This window comes from Sporosarcina gallistercoris (assembly GCF_014836415.1).
Classification (GTDB): Bacteria; Bacillota; Bacilli; order Bacillales_A; family Planococcaceae; genus Sporosarcina; species Sporosarcina gallistercoris.
This window is the reverse complement of sequence record NZ_JACSQY010000004.1, coordinates 151,942-176,743: the sequence shown is the minus strand read 5'-3', so window position 1 is coordinate 176,743 and position 24,802 is coordinate 151,942. Positions and strand designations below refer to the sequence as shown.

Genomic DNA, 24,802 nt, shown 5'->3' with positions numbered 1-24,802 from the left:
TGCAGTTCAGCGTTTGTTGAGTGTTCTTTTGGATTCAGATCATGGTTTGCAAATGACAGCAACACGAACGTTACTTTTGTTTATGTTGAGATCTTACATAACGGTGGGGATGCCATCACAAGAAGCAAGTGGTTCAAGAAGATTATGGTTCTGAGTCAATTTATAAACAATTTTATAGTTTCTACGCTCACCAATTGAATTTTTATTAGGGTGCCTTGGGAGATGGCGGTTGCTTAAGAAGTGTGATTGATACGAAAATCATGTCAAACGAGTTTGTGGTGATGCTGAGCTTCACCAGCCTCATTCTTATAACTAAATTGAAAGAAGAAAAGTAGACACTTTAGACGCCTAGTGATGTGGGAGAGGTATAATCATACTTTTCGCTACATTATTTATAGTGCTAATCCTTAATTTTCTTGTTTAGAAGAGCAGACATTTAGAGTTTTTTATTTGTTGAATTTTAGAAGGGATTAGTTGAATATAAAGAAGAATGTTGTTCTTTTAATTTTCGAAAAACATATTGACAACTCAGAAAACGAGCTATATAATTTTGAGTGTAATATTGTTCTGATTAATCAGAACGTTTTTTATTTAATCCAACTTGTACCTACAACCTAACAACACTATGTCGGTATTTGTTTTTGATTTCCTTCTTCTTTTAATAGTTTGAATGCTCTATTATTATATGGAAGCGATTTCTATGAAAAGAGGAAATATCATGGTGAGATTAAAAGATATTGCAGAACATGTAGGAGTATCGGTGACGACAGTTTCTAGAGTGATTAAAGATGATCCTACTAGAAATGTGAATGCAGACATTAAAAAGAGAGTATGGCTGGCGGTTAAAGAATTAGGTTATACGCCAAATGAGCATGCACGACAATTAGTACACGCCTCTGAAGTGAAAGTAAAGCGAACTAGAAGAATCGCGTGGTTGGCAAGTCCGGGACTTGCAGATGATAATCCTTATTTTTCAAGGATTTTTAAAGGAATCAGCGAAACCTTCGCAAAAGAAGGTTACACATTAGTATTGCTCAATCACGCGGATTTAAAAGATGAAGCTGTTTTCCATCGCATCATACGTGAGAAAGAAGTTGAAGGAGTTCTACTGGTCGATGCTGTTGAAGAGGAAATCCTTCAAGAAATAAAGAAATTGGTTCCTGTAGTTGGAGTGGATTTCAACTATAGCGATCATTCAATATCAACAGTTGATTATGATCGGGAAGAAGCTGTCCATAAAGGGATGGAACATTTGGTTGAAAAAGGACATCGTCGGATCGGATTCATTGGAGGTGAAATAGACGGAGAGTTAAAGAGCGAAAAAAGATTTAGAGGTTATAAGAAATCGCTATCTGAATTCGGATTGGAATTGAAGAACGACTATATCATTGATTCAAGATGGTGCATGGAACAAGCCTATATCAAAACAAAGAACTTATTAGACCGTCAAGCACATGATCGGCCGTCTGCTCTCCTCTGTGCAAGTGATTTGTTGGCAATAGCCGGGATGAGAGCGGCTCATGAACTAGATTTAAAAATCCCGGAAGACATTGCTTTCCTTGGAATCGACAATAATGAAATGGCGCGATACGTTGTTCCTGCGTTAACGACGATTTCAATTCCTCAGTATGAAATGGGGATTGTCGCAGCTAAAACTTTGTTAAACAAGATTAAAGATGAATTGCAACTTGATCTTAAAACGTTATTACCTTCGACATTACTGATCCGCCAATCAACATGAAACTGGGGGATTGGTTTAGGTGAAGTCTTTAGGAAAACGTTTTCCTGAATATAGGAAATACCCGAAAGTCCAGTTATACATATTAAAAATGGGGTGTAAATATGGAGAAATTGAGAATTGGTGTCATCGGTGCAGGTCTAAGAGGGGGATTAGCCCTTTACTGGCATAAACCTGAAGGGGAATCGGAAATTGTTGCATTGGCGGATTTAGACGAGGAACGTCAGCAGAAATTCCAAGAACGGTTGGGATCGCCGATATTTTTGACGAAGGATTACAAGGAATTGCTAGTTCGAGAGGATATCGATGCGATAGCCGTATTATCACCGGACTACTTACACGAAGAGCATGTCATTGCTGCACTAGAAGCTGGTAAGCATGTATATTCCGAAAAGCCGCTTGCCATTACAGTCGAAGGATGCGATCGGATAATTGAAGTTTGGAAAAAATCCGGAAAACATTTGATGGTCGGTTTCAATATGCGCTATATGAGCATGTATCAAACAATGAAAGGAATTATCGATTCAGGGGCAATTGGTGAACTGAAAACTGTATGGGTACGTCATTTTGTTGGCTTCGGTGGATACTTCTATTATCACGATTGGCACGCAAACAGTGACAATACGACATCTCTTCTTTTGCAGAAAGGTTCACATGATCTCGATGTAATCCATTGGATTACAGGAAAATACACGAAAAAAGTATCTGCAATAGGCGGACTGGATTACTTCGGTGGAGACATGCCAAATGATTTAACGTGTCCTGAGTGTTCATTGAAAGATACGTGTCCCGAATATGTACCTCATACGTTTACCGAATGTGCATTCCGTAAAGAGGTCGACGTAGAAGACAACAACATGCTTATCATGGAACTTGAGGGTGGAGTGAAAGCATCGTATTTACAGTGCCATTTCACACCAGATTATGAGCGTAATTATACGTTTATCGGAACGAAAGGCAGAATTGAAAACGATGATGTAAATGGAAAAGTATATTTGAAGACACGGAAGACAAATACATGGAATGAGTTCAGTGATGTCACATATGACATGAAACCAGAAGAAGGAAGCCATGGAGGTGCAGATCCTAAAATTGCACAAGATTTCGTAGAACTCGTACTTAGAGGCAAAGAACCATTAACATCACCGTTTGCAGGAAGAATGAGTGTTGCAGTTGGGTGTGCAGCTACCGAATCAATTAGAACAGGAGGCGGGGTTGTAGAGGTTTCGCAAACTTCCAGTCTGATTGAAAACTGACAACGGTATTAGGAAAGGAGTGTTTGTATGGCGAATGTCAGTGAAGCTGCTGAGAAGTTTGAAGTGAGTGACAAAGTGAATGAACAACAATATCGTCGAGAAACAAAAAAGAAGGCACGTGCAAGATGGCGGAAATCTGTTACAAAGAATTGGCAGCTATACGTATTAATTTCTCCTGTCATTTTGTACTTCCTAATATTTCACTATTTTCCTTTGTACGGTTTGCAAATCGCTTTCAAAGACTTTATTGCTTCAAAAGGGATTATCGGTAGTCCATGGGTAGGACTAAAGCATTTTGAAAGATTCTTTGACAGTTACTACTTCTGGCGACTCATTAAAAATACGGTGGGAATCGGAGTATTTACATTAGTAGTCTCGTTTCCGATTCCAATTATTCTTGCTCTGTTATTAAACGAAGTAAAAAGCTTACGTTATAAGAAATTCGTGCAAACAGTCATATATGCACCTCACTTCCTTTCTACAGTTGTTGTGGTCGGTATGCTCCTTCTGTTCTTGAAAACAGATGGTCTAGTCAACAACGTCATACAAGTTTTTGGGGGAACTCCGATTGACTTCATCTCCGAACCGGGCTGGTTCAAGAGTTTGTATGTATTCTCGGATGTTTGGCAAACAATGGGATGGAGTTCTATTATCTATATCGCAGCGTTAGCGGCAGTCGATCCTGCCCAACATGAAGCAGCGATGATTGATGGGGCATCTAGGTTGCAACGGATATTCCATATTAACATTCCTGCAATCATGCCTACTATCGTTATTTTGTTCATCCTGAATGCCGGATCGGTCATGGCGGTTGGATTTGAGAAAGTCTATCTCATGCAAAACTCATTAAACATGTCAACCTCAGATGTTATTTCTACATTTGTTTACCGAAGTGGTATTTTGGAAGCCCAGTATAGCTTCTCTGCAGCGGTTGGTCTATTTAACTCAATTATCAACTTCATTCTGCTTATCATGGTTAACCAAATAGCAAAAAAAGTGAATGAGACTAGTCTATGGTAGGAGGCGTAATGAGTGAGAGAATCTAAAACAGATCGTACGTTCATCATCTTTAACTATGTATTTCTTTCGATTGTTGCTTTACTCGTCATTTATCCACTCCTATTTGTGGTAAGCGCTTCCGTGAGTAATCCGCAATATGTCATTTCAGGAGAACTATGGTTATGGCCGAAGGAGTTTACGCTAGATGCCTATGAAAAAGTGTTCAAGAACAAAGACATCATCAATGGGTTTGTCAACACTGTTAAATACACAGTGGCAGGTACAGCTTTAAACGTTGTTATGACAATTCTCGCTGCATACCCATTGTCACGCAGGGACTTAAAAGGACGTGGAATTATTATGGCGTTCATTGTCTTCACTATATTCTTTAGCGGAGGATTAATACCAACTTATTTGCTAATTAAGGATCTCGGAATGCTCAATACATTTTGGGTCATGATTATCCCGAATGCGGTTGCCGTCTGGAATATCATAATTATGAGAACATTTTTCCAATCCATTCCACATGAACTTGAAGAGTCTGCCATGATTGACGGGTGTGGAAACTTCCGGATACTTTGGAATATCGTTCTGCCATTGTCCTTCCCAGTTATTGCGGTAATGGTGCTTTTCTATTCGGTAGGACATTGGAATTCTTATTTCCAAGCATTGATTTACTTGCAGGATCAAGAAAAATTCCCATTGCAACTGATATTAAGACAGATACTTATTCAAGGGCAAATGGATGATATGATTCAAACGACTTCTGAAAGTTTCCTAGCACAACAGCTTAGCGTAGAAGGACTGAAATATGCAGTTCTTATTGTCGCAAACCTTCCTATGTTGATGCTGTATCCGTTCTTACAAAAGTACTTCGTGAAAGGCGTCATGATAGGTTCACTAAAAGGATAATAAGGGGGAAAAGAACTTGGGGAAAACAAAGTATATGGGAATGGCAGCAAGTTTATTGCTTGCGGCAAATATTCTTGGGGCTTGTACGAAGTCAGATGAAGCAGCAGAACGTAGTGAAAATGCGAACAAAGTGAATGCTGAAGGGATGCCGATTGTCGACGATAAGATTCAAGTGGATGGATTTGCGGCAAAGTTTTTTGCTTCGCAAGACTGGAATGATCTTATGCTGTGGAAAGAATATGAAAAGATGACAAACATCGAAGTAGATTGGTCAACAGTACAAACGGAGGCTCTTGCTGAAAAGCGAAACTTAACATTGACAAGTGGAGATTATCCAGAAGTCTATTTCGCTTCCGCGTTTTCAAAAACCGACCTTATCAAATATGGTCAACAAGGAATTTTCCTTCCGCTGAACGATTATATCGATGAATACGCACCGAACTTTAAAAAGCTACTGGACGAATATCCTTCAGTTAAACAAGGGGTCACAATGGCAGATGGTAACATTTATGGATTCCCTACAATCTATGACCCGAAGTTTGAAGCGTTGCGTGCTGAAGCGCCATGGGTTAAACAAGAATGGTTGGATAAACTGGGGATGAAAGAACCTGAAACAACAGAAGACTTTTATGAATTATTGAAAGCGATTAAGAATGATGATCCAAACGGGAATGGTCAACAAGACGAGATGGCATGGGGTGGAGGTTATGGAATTGATGAATTCATAGCTTACTTGCGAGGAAGTTTCGGACTGAACAAACAAGGTTCTATGAATATTACACTCGACTTTAAGGAAGGGACAGAAGACTTCCGTTTTGTACCAACTACAGATGAATATAAGGAATTAGTGACGTATTTAAACAAGTTATATAGTGAAGGTCTTATTAACAAAGATGTGTTCACGGTAACTCCACAAGAGTTCACAGCAGATTCTTCAAAAGGTAATTATGGAGTGTTGAACTCAATTGATCCAGCTGAGTTGTTGAAACTTGACGGGTATGTAGGAATGCCTGTACTAGAAGGTCCTTCAGGGGAGCGCTCATACAATACAGTTTCCAACGGTCTTGGAAATCTAGGTATGTTCGTAATCACGGATAAAGCGGAAAATCCAGAAGCAATGGTTCGATGGATGGACTATTTCTATGGAGATGAAGGAACAAAAATGTTCTTCATGGGCTTCGAAGGAACCACTTATGAAGAAGATGCAGACGGCAAGTTCAAGTATCTAGATACGATTACAGATAACCCGGACGGTTTGAATATGGATCAGGCTATCAGTCAATATCTCACTTGGCCAGGTGGTTACTACCCAGGTATCGTTAAGCAGAAATTTTTCCAAGGCGCTGAATCGAAAGAGAATTCTAGAGCGAATGCCGAAAAAGTAAAACCATTCCGCATTAAAGATGACGATATTTTACCAGGCTTGAACTTTACAGTTGAAGAGAATGATCAAGTAAGTGCAATTATGACAGATATCAATACGTACGTTGAAGAATCTACAGCAGCATTCATTACCGGAAAGCAAGATCTGAGTAAATGGGACGACTATGTGAAGACTATTGAAAAGATGGGAGTCGACCAATACTTGGAGATTGCTCAAGGTGCATATGATCGAATGAAAGAAAATTAATGCACGAAAAGCTTGTACAGGAAACTTGCCTGTATGAGCTTTACCATTTAAGGGAGGTGACAGGAAATGCCCACACATGGATGGAAAGCTAAGCTTTATCAATTTGTAGAATTCGTAACGATGCTAGCAGTTCTACAACTAATGTGGATAGGGATGACGATAATGGGTCTTGTAATTGTCGGAATCACACCCGCGACGGTAGGACTTTTCATCACTATGAGAAAACGCTTGAGAGGTCAAGAGGATCTCAAGACGCTTGTAAAGATTTACTGGAAAGCTTACAAAGAAGAATTCATTGCGTCCAATAAAATTGGACTTGTCTTAATAGGAATCGGGTATTTCCTCGTCGTTAACTTCCGGATTGTAACCGCGATGCCAGGTACTGCAGGCTTGGCGATGTTAACAATCATGGTCATGATTATGGTCTTATATGCATTAATTGTCATGAACATTTTTCAAGTTTTTGCACACTATGAACTGCCATTTACGCGGTATTTTTCAACATCCGTATTGTTAACCATTTCCTTCCCTCTACAAGGAGCAGGTTCCATAGTTGGTTTGTATTTGCTCTATCGAGTATTCCTGATCATTCCTGGACTTTTACCATTTTTCGGGATAAGTGTCACGATTTTGTTCTTGACGTGGATGTCCTCGAAAATTTTTAAGATGAAAGGCGAAATGGATGGAACTCTTGAAACAGAAAACGGTATCCGATGAATGGTTCTAGGAAAGAAGGTGTATAAGGTGGATGGAATTTGTTTGACCAACGTGGAAATTGTACTTGAACATGAAATCATGCCAGATGCATTTCTCTTGATACGTGAAGGAATTATTGACTCCTATGGACAGATGGGTACTTGTCCAAAGATTGATAGTCGCATCAGAGTGTTCGATTGTCGTGACCACCATGTACTCCCAGGTATGATTGATATTCATGTACACGGAGCAGGTGGATCAGATTTTATGGACGCTACTTCACAGGCAATCGATACAATCGCACGTACTCTTGCGAAAGAAGGTACTACTTCATATCTTGCAACTACGATGACTGGTACATCTGAACAAATTCGTGATTCGATTCTTACGATATCAACATTTATGGAAGAGCACGAGAAGGTAGCTAGCCCGGAATTACTTGGAATTCATCTTGAAGGACCTTTCATTAACTCTACTCAAAAAGGTGCACAACCTGTATCGTGTATTATTTCTCCAAATCTTAATCTATTTACCGAGTGGCAACGTTTAGCTAAAGGCGTTATACGAATTGTAACGTTTGCACCGGAACTTGATGAAGAACATAGTTTTCTTAAGGAGATACAAAGACAAGGTGTTCTCGGATCCATGGGACATACAGATGCGACTTATAAACAAGCAAACGTCGCGATTGACGCTGGAATTTCAAATGCAACGCACTTATTTAATGGAATGAGTGGACTTCATCATCGAGAACCAGGCGTTCTTGGTGCTGCACTCTTAAGGGAGGAAGTTTACGTTGAAGTCATTCCAGACGGTTTTCACTTTCATCCGGATTTGTTGAAGTTGGTTCTTCGTTTGAAAGGAATTGAGCGAATTCTAGTCATTACAGATGGGATGCGTGCAAAAGGAATGTCAGAAGGAAAATATGACTTAGGCGGAAACAATGTAGTAGTGAGCAATGGGAAATGTACATTGGAAGATGGCTCATCACTTGCAGGAAGCATCATTACTATGAATGAAGCAAGAAAAAATATGGCAAAGTGGCTCGGCCTGTCACTTACAGAACAAGCTCAAATTACTTCACTGAATCAAGCAAAACGTCTTGGAGTTGAGGACCGAAAGGGAAGTATTCTAAAAGGGAAAGATGCAGATCTTACATTAATAGATGAAGATGGAAATGTCAGTTTGACAATTTGTAATGGAGAAATCGCTTATATTAATAGGTCATCTTTTGGAAACTAATATGTAAAATCATAGTTGAAAATTGCAAAAGATGTGAATTTCATCGAAGTGATGATATATTGGACAATAAGAACTATTTAAAAAGGATGAAACACTATGAAACCTCTAGAACAAGGGAGTATTATTCCATTATATTATCAAGTCAAACAACGATTAGATGCACGTATTAAATCGGGAGAATGGCGGCCAGGCGATAAGATCGATTCTGAAAATCAATTAATGACCGTATTCAATGTGAGCAGGAATACTGCTAAAAAAGCAATAGAAGAGATGGTGCAGGAAGGTACGCTGTTCCGCATACAAGGAAAAGGTACATTTGTATCGCATCCTAAATTCGAACAATCATTAGGTGGATTTTACAGCTTTAGCCAAGTGTTGAAAGAAAAAGGATTTAATCCGAGTGATATTGTAATAGAGGTGGATGAGGTGGAACCGCCAGCTGCAGTTATTGAGGGATTGCAATTAGCTGCAGATGAGAACGTCGTCATGATGAAACGAGTCCGTTGTGCGGACGGCGAACCGATCATCTTAGAAGCGTCCTATATGCCAAAATCGATTGTACAGAACAAAGAAGATTTGTTCGAAGTCGGGGTTACGTCGCTTTATGGACTATTGGCATCTCGATATGGAGTGACTGTAGTGCGTGCAAAAGAAGCTTTTGAACCCGTATTGATCCGTGAACAGGAGAGCGAGTATTTAAAGACGGAAGTCGGCAAACCGGCGTTACTGCTTGAAAGAACCGCTTATGATACACATGATACACCAGTAGAATTCTGCATTTCGATCGTACGGGGAGATCGATGTAGATTTTATACGGATTTAGTTTAAGGCACATAGACTCCACTATGTGTCTCAGATTTTGCTTAAACTTGTACCGACAACCCACTAACGGAAAAGAGGTTATACTATGACATTAGTCACAACGAAAGAAATTTTAGAAGATGCATATGCGAACCGATATGCTGTTGGTGCATTCGGTGTGCATAATTTAGAAATTATGAAAGCTATTATCTCGGGGGCTGAGGCTGCAGGTGTTCCTGTAATTTTGCAGACAACTTCAAGTACATACAAATATTTCGAGATGCCTTATCTAATTGCGTTAGCAAATGCGGCAGCGGAGCAGTCTTCTGTTCCTGTAGCCCTTCATCTTGATCATGGAGAGTCTCTTAAACATGTCATGGAATGTCTTCGTGCAGGGTATACATCGGTCATGATTGATGGTTCAGGATTACCTTTTGAAGACAATATTAAACTTGTCAAACGTGTTGTAGAAGTTTCGAAGGCGGTCGGCGTACCAGTGGAAGCAGAACTTGGAACAATAGGAGGAGTAGAAGACGATGTCGTGGTCGATGAAACGAAATCAGTATTCACAGATCCTGAGATGGCGGGACGGTTTGTTCATGAGACTGGGATAGACTCTTTTGCTCCTGCTTTTGGAACTGCCCATGGTGCATATCGTGAAGAACCGAAGTTGCAATTCGATTTACTCGATCAAATCCGCCAAGCGACCAATGTTCCACTAGTCATGCACGGAGCATCAGGTGTCTCTGAAGAAAGTGTGAGAAAGGCAATCGGACTGGGGGTAAGCAAAGTCAATTTCTCAACTGAACTTAAGGATTTATTCGCAGAGCAGTTACGCTCCTATTTTATAGAACATCCTGCTGAAAACGATCCAAGAAAGTATTTTCTACCTGCAAGAGAGTCATTGACGAAGCTTGTTGAAAAAAAAGTTAGGATGTTACAAGCATGATTACAACCATTACTCTGAATGCTGCTATCGATCAAATCTATCAGGTAGAATCATTGAGTGTAGGGGGAGTAAATCGTATCGCGTCTATTGTGAAGGACGCAGGCGGAAAAGGTATGAACGTCGCAAAAGTAGTTAAAAGTTCTGGGGCTGACGTGGACGTAGGGGGATTTGCAGGAGGAAACAACGGTGATGTGATTCGTCAGTTTTTGGATGCTCGTTCTATTCCAAATGAGCTGATCCGGATTACCGAAGAAAGTCGTGTTTGTTTAACAGTTTTAAATCTTGAAGATGGTAAAGGTACAGAATTACTCGAAAGTGGACCTGTTATATCTACGGATGAATGGTCCTCTCTACTCCATTGGTTAACCCTTAAGTCGCTAGAGGTAAAATGGTTTGTCCTATCTGGAAGTCTTCCTAAGGGGGTTCCAGAAAATGCGTATGCTCAAATGATTGAAATCATTAATGCCAATGGAGCAAAAGCAGTTCTCGATTCAAGTGGACCAGCGCTTGCATTAGGAATTAAAGCAATCCCTTTTGCAATTAAGCCAAATGAAGAGGAAATCGCCAGTATCCTAGGGAAAAGTGTGTTATCTGAATCGGACCTGCTAGAAGCTGGTAAAAGATTTATTGAAAGTGGAATTGAACACGTGTGTTTCACCCTAGGGAAAAGCGGTGCAATAATTATGAATAAATCCGGTAATTATAAAGTTAATGCTCCAGGAATTCAGCCTGTGAATACTGTAGGAAGCGGCGATGCGTTTGTTGGTGGTTTCGTATACGGTTGTGCGATGGGAGAAGACGTGTTCACAACTTATAAAAGGGCAATCGCATGTGGAACTTCTAACGCCATGCACGAAGATATAGGTTATATCGAGAAACAAATCGTTGAATCTTTGATGAATAAAATCACATTGGAAAAAATCTAATTAGAATGGGGTATATATATGCATACGTATAATGAAATTAAGAGTCAGGCGGATCAGTTACAAAGGACATATGATTTGTTGAGGGAAATGAAATTCGATCAGAATTCGGTTGATCAAGTACTATTTACAGGTTGTGGAACATCCTTTTATTTAGCATCTTCAGCAGCTAAAATCTATCAGTCAGTGACTGGTCAACTTACAGCAGCAGTCCCGGCATCAGAGCTCTTTTTGCACGAGTCTACTCTAATTGTTCCTGGGAAAAAGTATTTAATCGTTGGGATTTCACGATCAGGAACAACGTCTGAAATAATCCTTGCACTTGAGCATGTAAAAGGTAAAAGCGACATCCAGACGCTTGCGGTGACTTGTAATTCAGGTACGCCGATGGAAGACTTAGCTGACCAAGTGATTGCACTAGATCATATATCCGAGAAAAGTGTTGTCATGACCCAATCTTTCACAAATATGTTATTTGCATTGCAATTGTACTCGGCGAAACAAGCCAATTCTGTAGAGGATTTGGAACAACTGAAACGAGTTCCAGCAATCGTTCAAGAAGCGTTGTCAGATGAAAATAATGTAAAATCTTTAGCTGATGACCATTCAAAGCAAAGATTCATCTTCCTTGGTTCGGGTTCATATAACGGCTTGGCAAAAGAAGCGACATTGAAATTGAAAGAAATGACACAAACAGAGTGCGAAAGTTACTCCAGTCTTGAATTTAGACACGGACCTATTTCAATTGTAGATGAGTCAACAGCTGTAATTCTGTTAGCTCAAATAGAAACAGCAGCATATGATCAAGAACTTGTCAAAGATATTAGAAGTTTAGGCGGTCATGTCCTTGTTGTAGGTCCCGTAGTAGATAAATTTGAAACGAATGAAATCATTAGATTGACCGATACAATCAATGATCGTAACCGACATGCAGTTTACCTCCCGGCCTTGCAACTAATAGCATATCACCGTGCCATCAGTTTAGGTTTTGATCCTGACAAACCGCGAAATCTAACTCAAGTTGTAAAGCTTTAAAAGATGGGAGAGGTCCTGCATGAACTATTTTCTTACAGCTGATATAGGTGGCACCAAACTCTCAACCGCGCTATTCGACGAAACCAGCGCATTAATCGGAAATCATGAAATTCGAAGTGAAAAAGAAGATGGAGAGAAGTTATTCTACTCGTTGTTGGAATCTTTCGAGAAAATATGTTCGGATAATAAAATTAGCTTTAAAGAAATTAAAGCCATTGCGGTAGGACTACCAGGAATTGTTGAAGAGGATTCCGGAATTGCTATCTATCAAAATAACTTGCCATGGCGGAATTTCCCGGTAAAGGAAAAGTTGATTGAAGAGTTTCCAGATACAACGGTGCTGATTGACAATGATGTCTACATGGCGACATGGGGAGAATACGTCGGACATGGTTCAGCAACTGGAACGTTTGTCTATTTGACGCTGAGTACAGGAATTTCTTGTTGTACGATTAATGAAGGACAATTCATTCGTGGGAATGGCATGGCAGGAGAAATTGGTTTCGCGTTGACGGATTCGGACGGTCAAACGCTTGAAAAGTATGTTTCTGGATCTGGTACTGAACAAAAGGGTGTGGTCACATTTAATGACCCTAATATAACGTTCAAGGAAATAATGAATTTATATTATGAGGGAGATGAGCGGGCTATATCAATCGTGAGCGAGGTCATATCTGCGTTAGCAAAAGAAATCCATCATATCCTATTATTTGCAGATCCGACTACGCTCGTGTTGGGTGGCGGGATATTTAACAAGCACCCATTACTCGTCACTGCTGTTCGCAAGGAAGTGGCGAGTCATTTTACACACCCACTTTTCAAGGGGAAAGAGAAATGTATCAAAGAGAGTATCTTTAAAGATGAAGCTGGTCTGCGTGGTGCATTAGCCAGATGTATGCAATGAATGAGTAAGAACTCCACATTCTATCGAAATAGAATGTGGAGTTCTTTTGTTACTATGGATAGTACATAAACTATCTAATGCGCTTTTCAGTCTCAGCATTAAAGAAATGTACGCGATTCATATCAATGGCTAGCGTCACATTCTGACCAGATTGCAAATCTGTATCCGCACCCAGACGTGCAACGAATGGGTGTGTACCTATGGAGGAATAGACCATCAGCTCTGCCCCTGTTAATTCTGCGACGTCTACTTGAACGTTAACATGGGAGTCTGGGAAGGCTTTTAGCAAATCAGCTTGTTCATAAATATGCTCGGGTCTAACTCCGAGAGTGATCGGTTTGTTTATTTCATCCTGCTCTCTGAGTAATGCTAGTTTCCTCTCTGGTATCTTTATAACCGTTTCTCCAACTACAAAATTCCCATCAACAACTTGCCCTTCAAAGAAATTCATTGCTGGAGAACCTATGAACCCACCAACAAATACATTTTCTGGATTCTCGTACACTTCCTTAGGTGTACCGATCTGTTGGATGAATCCATCTTTCATAACTACTAAACGTGTAGCCATCGTCATTGCTTCTGTCTGGTCGTGTGTTACATAGACGGTAGTAGTTTCTAACCGCTTATGTAATTTTGTTATTTCTGCACGCATCTGGACTCTTAGTTTGGCATCCAAGTTTGACAATGGCTCATCCATTAGGAACAAACCAGCATCTCGAACAATGGCACGTCCTAGTGCTACACGTTGTCGCTGACCACCAGATAGAGCTTTGGGCTTCCGTGTTAAGTGCTCTTCCAATCCTAGAATAGTTGCTGCGTTTTTAACACGCTTCTCAATTTCATCTTTCGAAAACTTTCTCAATTTCAGACCGAAGGCCATATTATCGTATACAGACATGTGAGGGTATAGCGCATAGTTTTGGAATACCATGGCAATGTCACGATCTTTCGGAGCTACATCATTCATCACCTTTCCATCAATAAGCATCTGGCCGTCCGTAATTTCTTCTAGCCCGGCTATCATACGTAATGTTGTCGATTTTCCGCAACCTGATGGACCTACAAGAACGATGAATTCTTTATCTTCAACTTTCAAATTGAAGTCTGAAACTGCGATTGCGTCATCTTCGTAAACTTTATATATATTCTTAAGAACTAACTCTCCCATATCCTTCACCCCTAGTTGTGTAGTTAATATTAGGATACCTTTCAATAAGTGAATTGGGTATGTACAGTATGCACAATAATCTGACGTTTGAAGTTGTGCACATTGAATCTTACTTTACTGATAGTAAACTAGCGAAGTAACCAACTAAGGCTCCGTCGAAATTGCGAACAGAAATACCTGTAATATCTTGAAACTTTGTTAGACGGTAATTAAGTGTATTCCGATGAATGTGGAGTTTTTCGGAAGTGATAGAACCATTGAATCCACTTTCGAAAAAATAACGAATCGTCTTCAATATTTCCATGTCCTGTTCTATGGGACCCAGTATCTCATTAGTAATTGTATTTTTCATAGTCGTTGAAAGGGATTCAATCAGTAAATATGGAAATACTTTCTCCATTGTATATATCTGTTCTGTAGGTAATATATTCAATCCTTTTGAAAAATAAAATGATTCAGCGTTGATTTTTGCTGGGTATTCTGAATCTGAGCTGTGGAACTTGCCGACAAATAGTTTCGGCTTCATAAAGAAATCACTTTCAAGAATAGCAACGAATGAAGTGAAATCTTCTATTCCATAACGATATGATGATTTCTTTTCTATGAGCAATGCAAGAGTATTTGTGCGGCACAGTAAAATCACCTCATCTCCAAAAAAGGCTTCAACAGCTTCTCTTAACGAATCCATTTTCCAACGATCATTCGGAAAGGAAAGATGAAGTGTACGAATTTCTAGAACTTCCTTTATTGGTGCGGATCCATAACCATCCAAGTAGCGAATCCACTCAATTTGTTCAGAATCTCCAGATGATTTATGAGGTATTTCAAACTCATCAAAAACAGCTGTTAATAATGCGTAATCGCGGGTGGAGACTTCTTTTTTATTAATCGATATCCAATTGGATGAAGTTTTATCTTTAAAGATAAATACATCGTGAGAATGATGGTCTGGTTTGTTTGAGAAAATCTGAAAGGAAGGAAAGAGGGTGGATAGATTTAAATACATATCGGATCTAGCTCCTTCTATAATTTACGGAATTTTTGAGTTTAATACCTTGTATTTATTCATAGTAGCAGAGGTGTGAGAGAAGCGAAAGAACATAAGAGTGTGAAATTAGTGTAGAACGCTTGAATGGAACGCGCAGTTCCGCATTGCATTATAAACCAACTTCCAGCTACAAGTTCTATTCAATGGTTCTTAATGTGGAAGAAAATATTGGTTTGAAAATACGTCCAGATGTCAACGTAGCTACGTAATAAAGGGAACTAGGTCAGGAACAGTACAATCTCAGCAATTAAGGGATTTTTTTCACTCGTTTTATTTTGGTACGCTATTCAGCAATTAGATTGCGTCACTTACTATTAGGGTAGAATACTTGAGCATTTTGAAAAAGGGAGTGATACGGAATGGAAAAAGTATTTGTGTTAGGTGGAACCGGTTTGCTAGGGCTTGAAACCGTCCATGAATTACTTAACAAGGGCTACGAAGTGTCTACAATTGCACGCAATGAAGAAGTCATGGCTGAGGTATTGCCCGAACAAGTGAAGGATCGATATCTCGGAGATATCAACAAGATGACAGATGAGCAAGTAATGGATATATTGCAAGGAAAAGATGCGTTTGTGTATGCTGCTGGTTTGGATGAGCGGACACTTCCTAAAGCACCTGCTATGAGATTCTATTATGAAAACAATGTCTTGCCGACACAAAGGCTTGCGCACTTGGCACGGAAGTCGGGCATGACGAAGTTCGTAATTTTCGGGTCGTATCATACGGAGACTGCAAGCATGTGGCCTGATCTGAATTTGCAGGAGCAGCCTTATGTCAAAACGAGATTGCTGCAGGAAGAAATCGCGTTCATGGAAGGTGAAGGAGCGATGGATGTCATGTCGCTTCGACTGCCGTACATATTTGGAACGATGCCACAGAGGACGCCGCTTTGGAAAAGCTTCTTCCCCCGGGTTCAAGGGATGGATGTAGTGAAAGTTCCTGCCGGCGGGACTGCAATGGTGACCACGAAGCAAGTGGCGGAAGCGGCAGTCGGTGCCTTGGAACATGGGGAGCACCGCGCGACGTATGCCATCTCTGGGATCAATATGAAGTACGAAGAGTTCTACAAAATGATTGCAGAAAGTCTCGGACAAACAGATACGACGATTGAAACAGCTGCCTTGGACCAATTGAAACCCTCTTCTGAAAAAATGGATGAAGCGGTTGCAGCAAAAGGGAAAGAGCATGCGATCCATATGGGAAAACAGATCGAAATGCAGAATCGTGATGCTTTCATTGATCCGCAAGAGACGATGCCGGTTTTGAGATATCAGGAAGACGACGTTCGGGCTGAAATTAGAAAGACATTGGCTGTTTGTGCAAAAGAAGTGAAATGACCTTTTTCGTTAACCATCTTTTACTAGTAAGCAATTGGAACGTAGAAGAAGGATCAGAAAAAAGAAGACTGCAACCGACCCCGTTCTCCTTCGGGGATAGTTGCAGCCTTTTTTGGTTACAAAACGTAAAAATAAATCAGGTCCCAATCTCTAAGTCTACCCAATCCGGGATTTCAAGATGACATAAAAGTGAAAGCTCCTCTTCTCGTGCATCTAAATAAGAGCTTACCGTTCTCAAATCATCGTCCACAATTGCTGGATGCGTCATTACTTCAACCGAATTCCCTTTGTAAAGCTCCAAACTTTTGAAAACATCTTTATGGATGCCATCCCCATAAAAATCCAGATAGAGATTCTCGGTTAAAAGAACAGCGGGGTAATCCTTCAACGAGTCTGTATAACGTACAGGCACGTCATAGTCTTTGGAAAGAGCAAGAACGACTTCCTTTAATACTGGCCAGCCATGCACATGATGATGACTGTCAATATGGTGAAGTGGCAGACCGGTAGCAAGGAACGCATCGAGTTGAGTGCGCCATTCTTTCTCCACTTCCTCTATATTTGGAGGCTCCATTTGTTTAAAAGTATTTGTATATTTAAAGGAACCCTGCTCGTTCAGTAATGTCGGTACATCATCGCTCAATGGCTTACCATACGTAAGCACGAGATGAATGCCTACTTGTAAGGATGGGAGCATCTTTGCCTTTGCAACGGCGTAATCCGTTGCAAGTCCGTTCATCATGAGTGTCGTAGACTGAACAACACCGTTTGTATGTGCTTGGATAATGCCGTCTGTGACGCCTTTAGTAAGTCCGAAATCGTCCGCATTAAAAAGGACTTTCAACCGTAATCCCCCCTTTTTGTTCCAATCGTTATTCCTCTGCTAAGTAATTGCGACTTATCACGAAGTTTGTCTTATCCCCTCGAAAGTAAGAACGAGAGTATTCAAATACATTCCCATTCACGTCTTCAGCTACCGTTTCGATGTAGAAGCACGGGAGTCCTTTTTTGTATTGCAAGTGTTGAGCGATCCGTTCATCCGGGAATATAATTTCTACATGTTCTGTAGTCTTGGCAATTTGTATGTGATAACTATTTTTCAGAGTTTCATATAAAGAAGATTCAGCGTGTTCTTTTGTAATACCCGGAGCTGCTTTCCACGGAATGTAAGCGACCTCGTATTGAGTAGGTTCTCCGTTTGCTTTTCGGACTCTCTCAATGCATTGGATAGGATCATCGATAGATACATTTAGAATATTTTTTAGCAATTCAGTAGCAGGAATCACTTGAATGCTTACGAGTGAAATCTCTGCTTTTTTTCCTTGAACTGCAATTTGATCGCTGTATCGTTCAACCGTATGAGAAAGAGTTTGCTTCACTTTTTGTTCAGCGACAAAAGTGCCATTGCCTTGTTTTCTGACGAGATAACCTTCCATTGTGAGCTGTTTCAATGCAGTCCTCACAGTTGTTCTGCTTACGTTGAAATCTTTGCACAATTCCAGCTCGGTAGGAATTCTATCGCCAACTTTGTAAGTACCTGATTTTATCCGATGGAGTAGATCTTCTTTTATATATGCATGAAGTGCCTGGTTTTTGTCCATTGCAATGCTCCTTCAGTAATAATGTCTAAAGTGTACAAGAATAATGGAATAATAACAAATGATTCTCATATGATACTACAAATAAAGTATTTTGATTTATTGTTATATACAATTATTTAAATGTATGATACATTATTTTTAAGAATTACAAAGGTACTGAAAAACAAGAATAGTTTTATAGGGTGCTAGGTGCAGTTCAGTACTAACTAGTTCTCGGAATTTATAAATGCCAGTATTTGAAACCGCTTTCACATATTGAAGTAAAGGAGTCTTATAAAATGAATTTAAAAATTGTCATCATCGGTGGGGGGTCCAGTTATACTCCTGAAATCATTGAGGGGATCATACGGCGCCATCACTCTTTTCCGGTAACGGAGATTGTATTGGTTGATATAGAGGAGGGGAAAGAGAAGCTGCAGATTGTTGGGGAGCTTTCCAAAAGAATGATTTTGAAGTCAGGTAAGCCGATACAACTAACTTGGACATTGGATAGAAAAAAGGCATTAGTAGGAGCGGATTTTGTTTCCACACAAATCCGTGTCGGTGGCCTGCAAGCTAGGGAAAAAGATGAACGCATTCCGTTAAGTCACGGATTCATAGGTCAAGAAACAAACGGAGCAGGAGGCATTTTCAAAGCATTCCGGACGATTCCTGTCATGATGGAGCTGGCTGCAGATATCCATGATCTATGTCCTGAAGCCTGGATGATCAACTTTACAAACCCCGCTGGAATGATCACGGAAGCCTTGTTGAAGCATTCTGACCACAAGAAAGTGATCGGTGTTTGTAATATCCCGTTCAACATGCGCCACTCCACAGCTGAGATTCTTAATGTTTCACCAGATGATGTGGAAATTGAATTCATCGGCATGAACCATTTTGTCTTCGGTAGAAAAGTGACGGTCAATGGTCAAGATCGTACAGAAGAAGTATTGGAAAAGCTAAAGAAAGGGTTGGATTATTCTCCAGCGAATATCGTCAATCTAGGTTGGTCCAGTACATTTATCGATTCAACGAAACTGTTACCGAATCCTTATCACCAATATTACTTCCAAACAAAAGATGTTCTTACCAAAGATATCAAGGCATTTGAAGAGAATGGGACACGTGCAGAAAAAGTCCAAGAGTTGGAGAAATCTCTGTTTGACCTCTACAAAAACCCGGAATTGCAAGATAAACCTAAAGAGCTGGAAGAACGAGGGGGTGCGTTTTATAGTGACGTTGCCTGCAGCTTAATGGATTCCATTTATAATGATAGGAAAGACATTCAAACCGTCAACACCTTTAACAACGGGGCGATCACGGATTTACCAACTGATGCTGTGGTTGAAGTGAATAGTATCATTACAAAAAATGGACCGGAGCCGATTTCAGTAGGGCCACTGCCACCAGTAGTAAAAGGTGTTATTTACGAGATGAAGGCATTTGAAGAGCTCGTCATTAAGGCTGGAATCTCCGGCAACTACAATGATGCTTATACTGCAATGATTATGAACCCATTAGTACGAGATGAAAAGGGAAGTAAAATCTTGTTGGATGAGTTGTTGGAAGCACATAAAGAGCATTTACCACAATTTTAAGGGGGAAGAGAAATGAAAGGTAGGTTCATGGAAAAGTTCATTGAAATTGCTGGGAAAATCGGAGCTCAGCGTCATCTTGTTGCAATCCGTGATGGATTCGTCGCAATCATGCCGCTGATTATCGTCGGATCGTTTGCGATTCTGATCAATAACTTTCCGCCGCTAGGCTCGTTCAGTTTTGTTGAATGGATGAATGGCTTGTTAGGTGAAGGGAACTGGCAAGCGGTTGGGGGCAGTATATGGAACGGGACCTTTGCTGTCTTAGGGCTCTTAGTCGCCTTTTCAATCGCGTATAATCTTGCCAAATCCTATGAAGTGGATGGCTTATCCGCGGGTCTGATATCGGCTGCATCTTACATCATGCTCGTTCCGGTAACGGAAGATTGGGGCTTGAACTTTGCATGGCTCGGGTCGCAAGGATTATTTGTCGGAATCGTACTTGCACTTAGCTTGACAGAATTATTCCGGATTCTAGTAAAATCAAGATGGACCATTAAAATGCCTGAAGGTGTTCCAGAAGGAGTAGCTCGTTCATTTCAAGCTTTAATTCCTGCGACGATTATTTTAATTATAGTCGGCTGCTTCCAAGCGTTAATGACGGTTTTTGCTGAAATTAGTATATTTGAAGTGATCTTTCAAGTCATCCAAGAACCATTGCAAGGACTCGGTAATACATTGCCAGCCGCAATTTTAATTGCTTTCTTAAATCATTTATTATGGTTCTTCGGACTGCATGGGACCAATATTATTGGATCTGTAATGGAGCCATTGTACCTTCCTTTAATTCAAGAAAACTTGGAATTGTTCAGTAGCGGTGTCTCTGCATTTGATGTACCTTATACGGTTACTAAGCCATTCTTGGATTCCTTTGTCTTCATGGGAGGTTCCGGTACGACTATTGCACTGATTGCAGCAATCTTCATTGTGATTCGAAAAGAGAAAAATCACCCATACCGGGAAGTCGGAAAACTTTCAGCACCTGCGTCGTTATTCAATATTAACGAGCCTGTAATTTTTGGTTTACCAATCGTATTGAATCCGGCAATGCTGATTCCGTTCATCCTCGTTCCGGTAACGTTGACGATCATATCCTATTTCGCTTTAGCTACGGGATTGGTGCCAAAGACAGTTGCCATTATACCTTGGACGACACCGCCTATTTTAAGTGGATATTTGGTTACAGGAGGAAGCTGGCGTGGAATTGTATTACAACTAGTGAACTTCGCGATAGCCGTAGCCATCTACATCCCATTTGTTATGGTAGGAGTTAGAGCTTTAAAACAACAGGCAGGGAGAGAATAAGTATGCAAACAGTAGAAGAAATTCAGATGCTCTCGTTTTCCATCATTTTGCATGCTGGAAACGCCCGCTCCAGTTCAATGGAAGCGATAGCGCTAGCGAAAAACTATGAATTTGAAGAAGCGCGCAGAAAGATAGAAGAAGCGAATGAGGAATTCACGTTAGCCCATCATGAGCAAACGAAGCTATTGACAGCTGAAGCCAATGGAGAAGTCAATACCGTAACTGTCATTCTGATTCATGCGCAAGATCATCTGATGACAGCGATGACAGTGAAAGAGTTGGCGAATGAGATGATTGATATGTACGAAAAGATGAAATCGATTGAGGAGGGAAAACGATGAAAATTATTCTAGTGTGCTCTGCAGGAATGTCTACCTCCATGTTAGTAAACAAAATGAAAAAAGCAGCAGAAGAACGCAGCCTGGACTTGGAAGTCAGTGCAGTCGCTGAATCACAATTGAAAAATAACCTGGATAACCTCGATGTTGTCTTGATTGGCCCACAAGTAAGATATTTAGAAAAAAAGATTAAACAACAATTGGAACCACTAGGCGTCAAAGTCGATATTATCAACCAGCTAGCGTATGGACTGATGCAAGGGGATAAAGTATTGGATCAAGCGATCGCGTTAAAAGGATAAGTTGATAGAATTAAGAGAAGTTAAATGAGAGTACAAATAGTTGGGAGTAGCTTAACGGAGAATTCATGCACGGCCTGCATCAATTCTATAGATAGAGTAAATCGACATGGATATAATACTTGTTTAAATTGGAAAACGATTCACCTCAAGTTAAAACGACCCGCACATTGCTGAACTCAGCTGGTGCGGGTTTTTTACGGTTAGGGAGGAACTATATGAGTATTATTGCTATAGTATAAAGATTGATTATCAATCGCTATAAATAGCAATATATTCTTGTATGTTACTCAACTGCTATAGCCGAATTATGAAGAAGAGTCAGGTGTTCCGAATATGAATATAGGTCCAATGATAGCTTGTTTTTTTACTAGTACGCTTCTTTTCCTTTTTAGTTACCTAATATGGAAAAAACGAGACTTCACACTCATTGCAGGTTTCAATGAGAGCACATTTAAGGGAGATAAAAATAAGTTAGCAAATGCAATAGGTTTTTTTCTTATGGTTAGTGGGGGACTTATTCTTATTTTGCCAATAGGTATTAGAGTGGCAGGGTTAGTTACAGCGCGAGTGTTTTCTATATTAATTGTATTAGGAATGATCCTACTTGTATTTAGAATTTATAAATTAAGTAAATAGTTTTCCTGATTTTGTTTGTTTCATTTAAACATATAGAAATCAACTCGTATTGTTTTTCATTTTCGTATGAATACACAAAGCAAAAATTACAAAAGCCTGTGCCAGACCCAAAAGAACGGGCGAGCACAGGCTTTTCACTTAAATGGAGGCTTCGTAAATCGAGTGAACCGCTTTTTCAAGAGCACTGTTGAACTCTTCATCTGTTTGGCTGGCATTCAAGTCCTGGCTCAGAGCTCTTGAGAAACTGGCGATCAACCCTTCATTCTCTTTCAGTTTTTCATTTGCAATCGTTGTCGAGTAGCCGCCTGATAGCGCAACAACTCGTACCACTCTAGGGTGCTGGATAAGTTCCCTGTACAAGTTCGCCTCAGTAGGAATCGTAAGTTTCAACATGACATTCTCGTCATCCTTCAGCTGATCCAAGTGGTTCAGGAGTTCATCTTTCAATAGTTGTTCACAAGCGGGTTTGTTTCCGCTGTGAATGTCCACTTCGGGTTCGATAATCGGAACAAGTCCAGCAGCGATAATTTGTTTGGCTACCTCGAATTGCTGATCGACAACTGCTTTGATGCCTTCTTCGTTTGGCTCTTTAATGACGGAGCGCATTTTTGTCCCGAAAATATGGCGTTCGTTTGCTCGTTTCAAGGTTTCATCCAAATCGGTGATCGGTTTCATGAGTTGGACTCCGTTTGCTTCTTCCGCTAGTCCTTTGTCAATTTTAAGAAAAGGAGCAATCCCTTTCTTTTCAGCTAAATAATCAGCCGTGTACATTCCGTCGATTTCGCGATCCATCGTTTGTTCAAACAGAATCGCACCCAATATGTGTTGTGCGTCAAATGCAGGGGAGGTAATGATCCGCGTTCTCATATCATGCACTAATGTAAACATCTCGTCCTCGTTTGAATACGCATCTTCGTTCACGCCGTATGCTGCGAGTGCTTTAGGGGTACTTCCGCCACTTTGGTCGAGCGCCGCGATGAACCCTTTTCCGTTTTTCACCTTATCCAATTGTTTTTCATTCATTCCACTCACTCCTTATCCATAGTGTGTAACTTCCTGAAAAAATCATAAAGATGGGACTGCCAAATCAGCCTTATTACTAATCACTCTATCATGAGTAACTCCGTTCACGCCATCAAACCAGACTAGAGCCAGTTTACGTCCACTTATAGAAAAAGAGCGCAACGATTGAAAAACAGACAATCCCGAAAGCAATCCACAGAATAGCCGAGGGGTCCCAAACACTGACGGATGCACTCGCACCAACCCCTGCTACGAATGTGATAATGCCGATGAAAAGATGGATCATATCTTTTTTTGCCTGAGCGTCTTTTTCGAAGAGAATCAGGTACAAGCTGTTCATCATATTACGTGCATTTCCGGTCATGATTCCATTATTGACGGGAGTGGATCCGATTTTTCTGAACGTTGTCAGTGCATAGCCTGAGAGTAATCCTAATACAAAGACCATAACAGACAATTCAAGTTTGGTTTGAAATAGTGCCAGCCCTAGAAGAAGGAGTGCTTGGACATACAGGAACAGGCGATATCTCCGCAACCCGGGGAGCCTCAAGCGGGCTAAAAGGACTTCTCCTAAAAAGGCACCACACATGAAACCGAAGAAAGCGATCATGTTCGCCAAGGCATCATAAGGATGACCTGTGAATAATTTGACTCCGAACGTCACCATGTTTCCTGTCTGGGCACTCACGAAAACATGGTCCAACTCCATGAATGTATAGGCATCGATAAAGCCCATTAAAAATGCAGCACAGATTGTTAAAAGACTTGTAATCCGTTTCGTGTGCAGCTGATCTCTATCCATTTGGAACCCCTTCCCACATAACGAACCGTAATAAATACGTATATCGTTGAGATACCCGAAATGGAGAGAGTTATTCTGAAGTTCCCCGCATCCCCATGGTATTCTTTAAATTTGGAATGAGTACCTATACCTAGTGATATGGTGGTATATTGGTAAGGGTTGGTAAAGTAAAGGAGTGGTCGTATGAATTCTCATGAATTGTTTAAACTGATCAATCAATGCGTGGATGAATTGGACTTCATAACTGCTAGAAGGTATATGGAGGATAATATTGATGTGGTGAAAGCAAACAAACATCATCTCCAGCGCAATGCACAAGATCTATTTGAATTTGTCTTGAACTCAGATGGAAAGCGATTGACTCAAGTGGAGATTAAGGTCATTCATGCCATCAATGAGTATGCTGTTCACTTTAACATCCGGTCTTTTAAGTCGATCGTGAAAGAACATGCGGGGTTAGTGAGCAGAGAAGATACACTCACCTATTTAAATCAGGATGCGAGGGCACTGTTAGAGAGTATGCATATCCTTCCTTCAAGCGATGATGTGTCATGAGCCTTTCATCTCCTCAAGACAC

25 protein-coding genes are annotated in these 24,802 nt (G+C 40.4%); 19 read left to right on the top strand and 6 right to left on the bottom strand.

Going from position 1 to position 24,802, the window contains the following annotated elements:
- Positions 1–718: 718 nt before the first annotated feature.
- The 12 genes from H9659_RS07820 to H9659_RS07765 all read left to right on the top strand — a co-directional run bounded on the left by H9659_RS07820 (position 719) and on the right by H9659_RS07765 (position 13,085).
- Entirely contained in the window at positions 719–1,741 is a 1,023-nt protein-coding gene (locus tag H9659_RS07820) for a LacI family DNA-binding transcriptional regulator (RefSeq protein WP_191689378.1), read from the top strand.
- Positions 1,742–1,842: 101 nt separating this feature from the next.
- Entirely contained in the window at positions 1,843–2,994 is a 1,152-nt protein-coding gene (locus tag H9659_RS07815) for a Gfo/Idh/MocA family protein (RefSeq protein WP_191689377.1), read from the top strand.
- A gap of 27 nt (positions 2,995–3,021) precedes the next feature.
- On the top strand, positions 3,022–4,014 hold the full coding sequence (locus tag H9659_RS07810; protein WP_191689376.1) for an ABC transporter permease: 993 nt from the start codon (positions 3,022–3,024) through the stop codon (positions 4,012–4,014).
- A gap of 12 nt (positions 4,015–4,026) precedes the next feature.
- The gene (locus H9659_RS07805) at positions 4,027–4,905 is read left to right on the top strand and encodes a carbohydrate ABC transporter permease (protein ID WP_191689375.1); all 879 of its coding nucleotides are present in this window, start codon (positions 4,027–4,029) and stop codon (positions 4,903–4,905) included.
- 16 nt (positions 4,906–4,921) lie between these two features.
- A complete protein-coding gene (locus tag H9659_RS07800) occupies positions 4,922–6,535 on the top strand; it encodes an extracellular solute-binding protein (RefSeq protein WP_225217720.1) in 1,614 nt (537 codons plus the stop codon).
- 66 nt (positions 6,536–6,601) lie between these two features.
- Positions 6,602–7,252, top strand: a complete 651-nt coding sequence (locus H9659_RS07795; RefSeq protein ID WP_191689374.1) for a YesL family protein — start codon at positions 6,602–6,604, stop codon at positions 7,250–7,252.
- A 27-nt stretch (positions 7,253–7,279) separates the two neighbouring features.
- Positions 7,280–8,473, top strand: coding sequence for an N-acetylglucosamine-6-phosphate deacetylase (gene nagA, locus H9659_RS07790; protein WP_191689373.1), 1,194 nt, complete (start codon positions 7,280–7,282; stop codon positions 8,471–8,473).
- A 96-nt stretch (positions 8,474–8,569) separates the two neighbouring features.
- A complete protein-coding gene (locus tag H9659_RS07785) occupies positions 8,570–9,301 on the top strand; it encodes a GntR family transcriptional regulator (protein WP_191689372.1) in 732 nt (243 codons plus the stop codon).
- Between the two features lie 79 nt (positions 9,302–9,380).
- Positions 9,381–10,223 carry a class II fructose-bisphosphate aldolase gene (locus tag H9659_RS07780; protein WP_191689371.1) on the top strand — a complete coding sequence of 281 codons (843 nt, stop codon included), beginning with the start codon at positions 9,381–9,383 and terminating at the stop codon, positions 10,221–10,223.
- Entirely contained in the window at positions 10,220–11,149 is a 930-nt protein-coding gene (locus H9659_RS07775) for a 1-phosphofructokinase family hexose kinase (protein WP_191689370.1), read from the top strand. Before H9659_RS07780 ends, H9659_RS07775 begins: the two co-directional genes overlap by 4 nt.
- Before the next feature lie 18 nt (positions 11,150–11,167).
- Positions 11,168–12,181, top strand: a complete 1,014-nt coding sequence (locus H9659_RS07770; protein ID WP_191689369.1) for an SIS domain-containing protein — start codon at positions 11,168–11,170, stop codon at positions 12,179–12,181.
- A gap of 19 nt (positions 12,182–12,200) precedes the next feature.
- Complete coding sequence (locus H9659_RS07765) at positions 12,201–13,085, top strand: ROK family protein (protein ID WP_191689368.1); 885 nt, start codon at positions 12,201–12,203, stop codon at positions 13,083–13,085.
- Between the two features lie 70 nt (positions 13,086–13,155).
- Here H9659_RS07765 and H9659_RS07760 read toward each other — a convergent pair whose 3' ends face one another.
- Positions 13,156–14,253 carry an ABC transporter ATP-binding protein gene (locus H9659_RS07760; protein WP_191689367.1) on the bottom strand — a complete coding sequence of 366 codons (1,098 nt, stop codon included), beginning with the start codon at positions 14,251–14,253 and terminating at the stop codon, positions 13,156–13,158.
- A gap of 109 nt (positions 14,254–14,362) precedes the next feature.
- Positions 14,363–15,259 (bottom strand): PucR family transcriptional regulator, encoded by an 897-nt coding sequence (locus H9659_RS07755; RefSeq protein ID WP_191689366.1) that lies wholly within the window; start codon positions 15,257–15,259, stop codon positions 14,363–14,365.
- A gap of 401 nt (positions 15,260–15,660) precedes the next feature.
- Between H9659_RS07755 and H9659_RS07750 the strand changes: the two genes are divergently transcribed.
- Positions 15,661–16,641 (top strand): NAD-dependent epimerase/dehydratase family protein, encoded by a 981-nt coding sequence (locus H9659_RS07750; protein ID WP_191689365.1) that lies wholly within the window; start codon positions 15,661–15,663, stop codon positions 16,639–16,641.
- 136 nt (positions 16,642–16,777) lie between these two features.
- On the opposite strand, the gene chbG is transcribed toward H9659_RS07750, so the two are convergent.
- Entirely contained in the window at positions 16,778–17,485 is a 708-nt protein-coding gene (chbG, locus tag H9659_RS07745; protein ID WP_191689364.1) for a chitin disaccharide deacetylase, read from the bottom strand.
- 28 nt (positions 17,486–17,513) lie between these two features.
- Positions 17,514–18,242, bottom strand: coding sequence for a GntR family transcriptional regulator (locus H9659_RS07740; protein WP_191689363.1), 729 nt, complete (start codon positions 18,240–18,242; stop codon positions 17,514–17,516).
- 278 nt (positions 18,243–18,520) lie between these two features.
- On the opposite strand from H9659_RS07740, the gene H9659_RS07735 reads away from it, so the two are divergent.
- From H9659_RS07735 to H9659_RS07715, 5 genes are all read left to right on the top strand, one after another.
- Complete coding sequence (locus tag H9659_RS07735) at positions 18,521–19,822, top strand: 6-phospho-beta-glucosidase (RefSeq protein WP_191689362.1); 1,302 nt, start codon at positions 18,521–18,523, stop codon at positions 19,820–19,822.
- A 12-nt stretch (positions 19,823–19,834) separates the two neighbouring features.
- Positions 19,835–21,124: a PTS sugar transporter subunit IIC gene (locus H9659_RS07730; protein ID WP_191689361.1), complete on the top strand. Its 1,290-nt coding sequence runs from the start codon at positions 19,835–19,837 to the stop codon at positions 21,122–21,124.
- A 2-nt stretch (positions 21,125–21,126) separates the two neighbouring features.
- Positions 21,127–21,465 (top strand): PTS lactose/cellobiose transporter subunit IIA, encoded by a 339-nt coding sequence (locus H9659_RS07725; protein ID WP_191689360.1) that lies wholly within the window; start codon positions 21,127–21,129, stop codon positions 21,463–21,465.
- The gene (locus tag H9659_RS07720) at positions 21,462–21,764 is read left to right on the top strand and encodes a PTS sugar transporter subunit IIB (RefSeq protein ID WP_191689359.1); all 303 of its coding nucleotides are present in this window, start codon (positions 21,462–21,464) and stop codon (positions 21,762–21,764) included. The genes H9659_RS07725 and H9659_RS07720 overlap by 4 nt, the downstream gene beginning before the upstream one ends.
- 333 nt (positions 21,765–22,097) lie before the next feature.
- Positions 22,098–22,400 carry a DUF3784 domain-containing protein gene (locus tag H9659_RS07715; protein WP_191689358.1) on the top strand — a complete coding sequence of 101 codons (303 nt, stop codon included), beginning with the start codon at positions 22,098–22,100 and terminating at the stop codon, positions 22,398–22,400.
- A 138-nt stretch (positions 22,401–22,538) separates the two neighbouring features.
- Here the strand turns inward: H9659_RS07715 and H9659_RS07710 are convergent, their stop codons facing one another.
- A complete protein-coding gene (locus tag H9659_RS07710; protein WP_191689357.1) occupies positions 22,539–23,423 on the bottom strand; it encodes a fructose bisphosphate aldolase in 885 nt (294 codons plus the stop codon).
- A gap of 133 nt (positions 23,424–23,556) precedes the next feature.
- On the bottom strand, positions 23,557–24,225 hold the full coding sequence (locus H9659_RS07705) for a YoaK family protein (protein WP_191689356.1): 669 nt from the start codon (positions 24,223–24,225) through the stop codon (positions 23,557–23,559).
- Positions 24,226–24,408: 183 nt separating this feature from the next.
- Between H9659_RS07705 and H9659_RS07700 the strand changes: the two genes are divergently transcribed.
- Positions 24,409–24,780 carry a hypothetical protein gene (locus tag H9659_RS07700; RefSeq protein WP_191689355.1) on the top strand — a complete coding sequence of 124 codons (372 nt, stop codon included), beginning with the start codon at positions 24,409–24,411 and terminating at the stop codon, positions 24,778–24,780.
- The last annotated feature ends 22 nt before the right edge of the window (positions 24,781–24,802 follow it).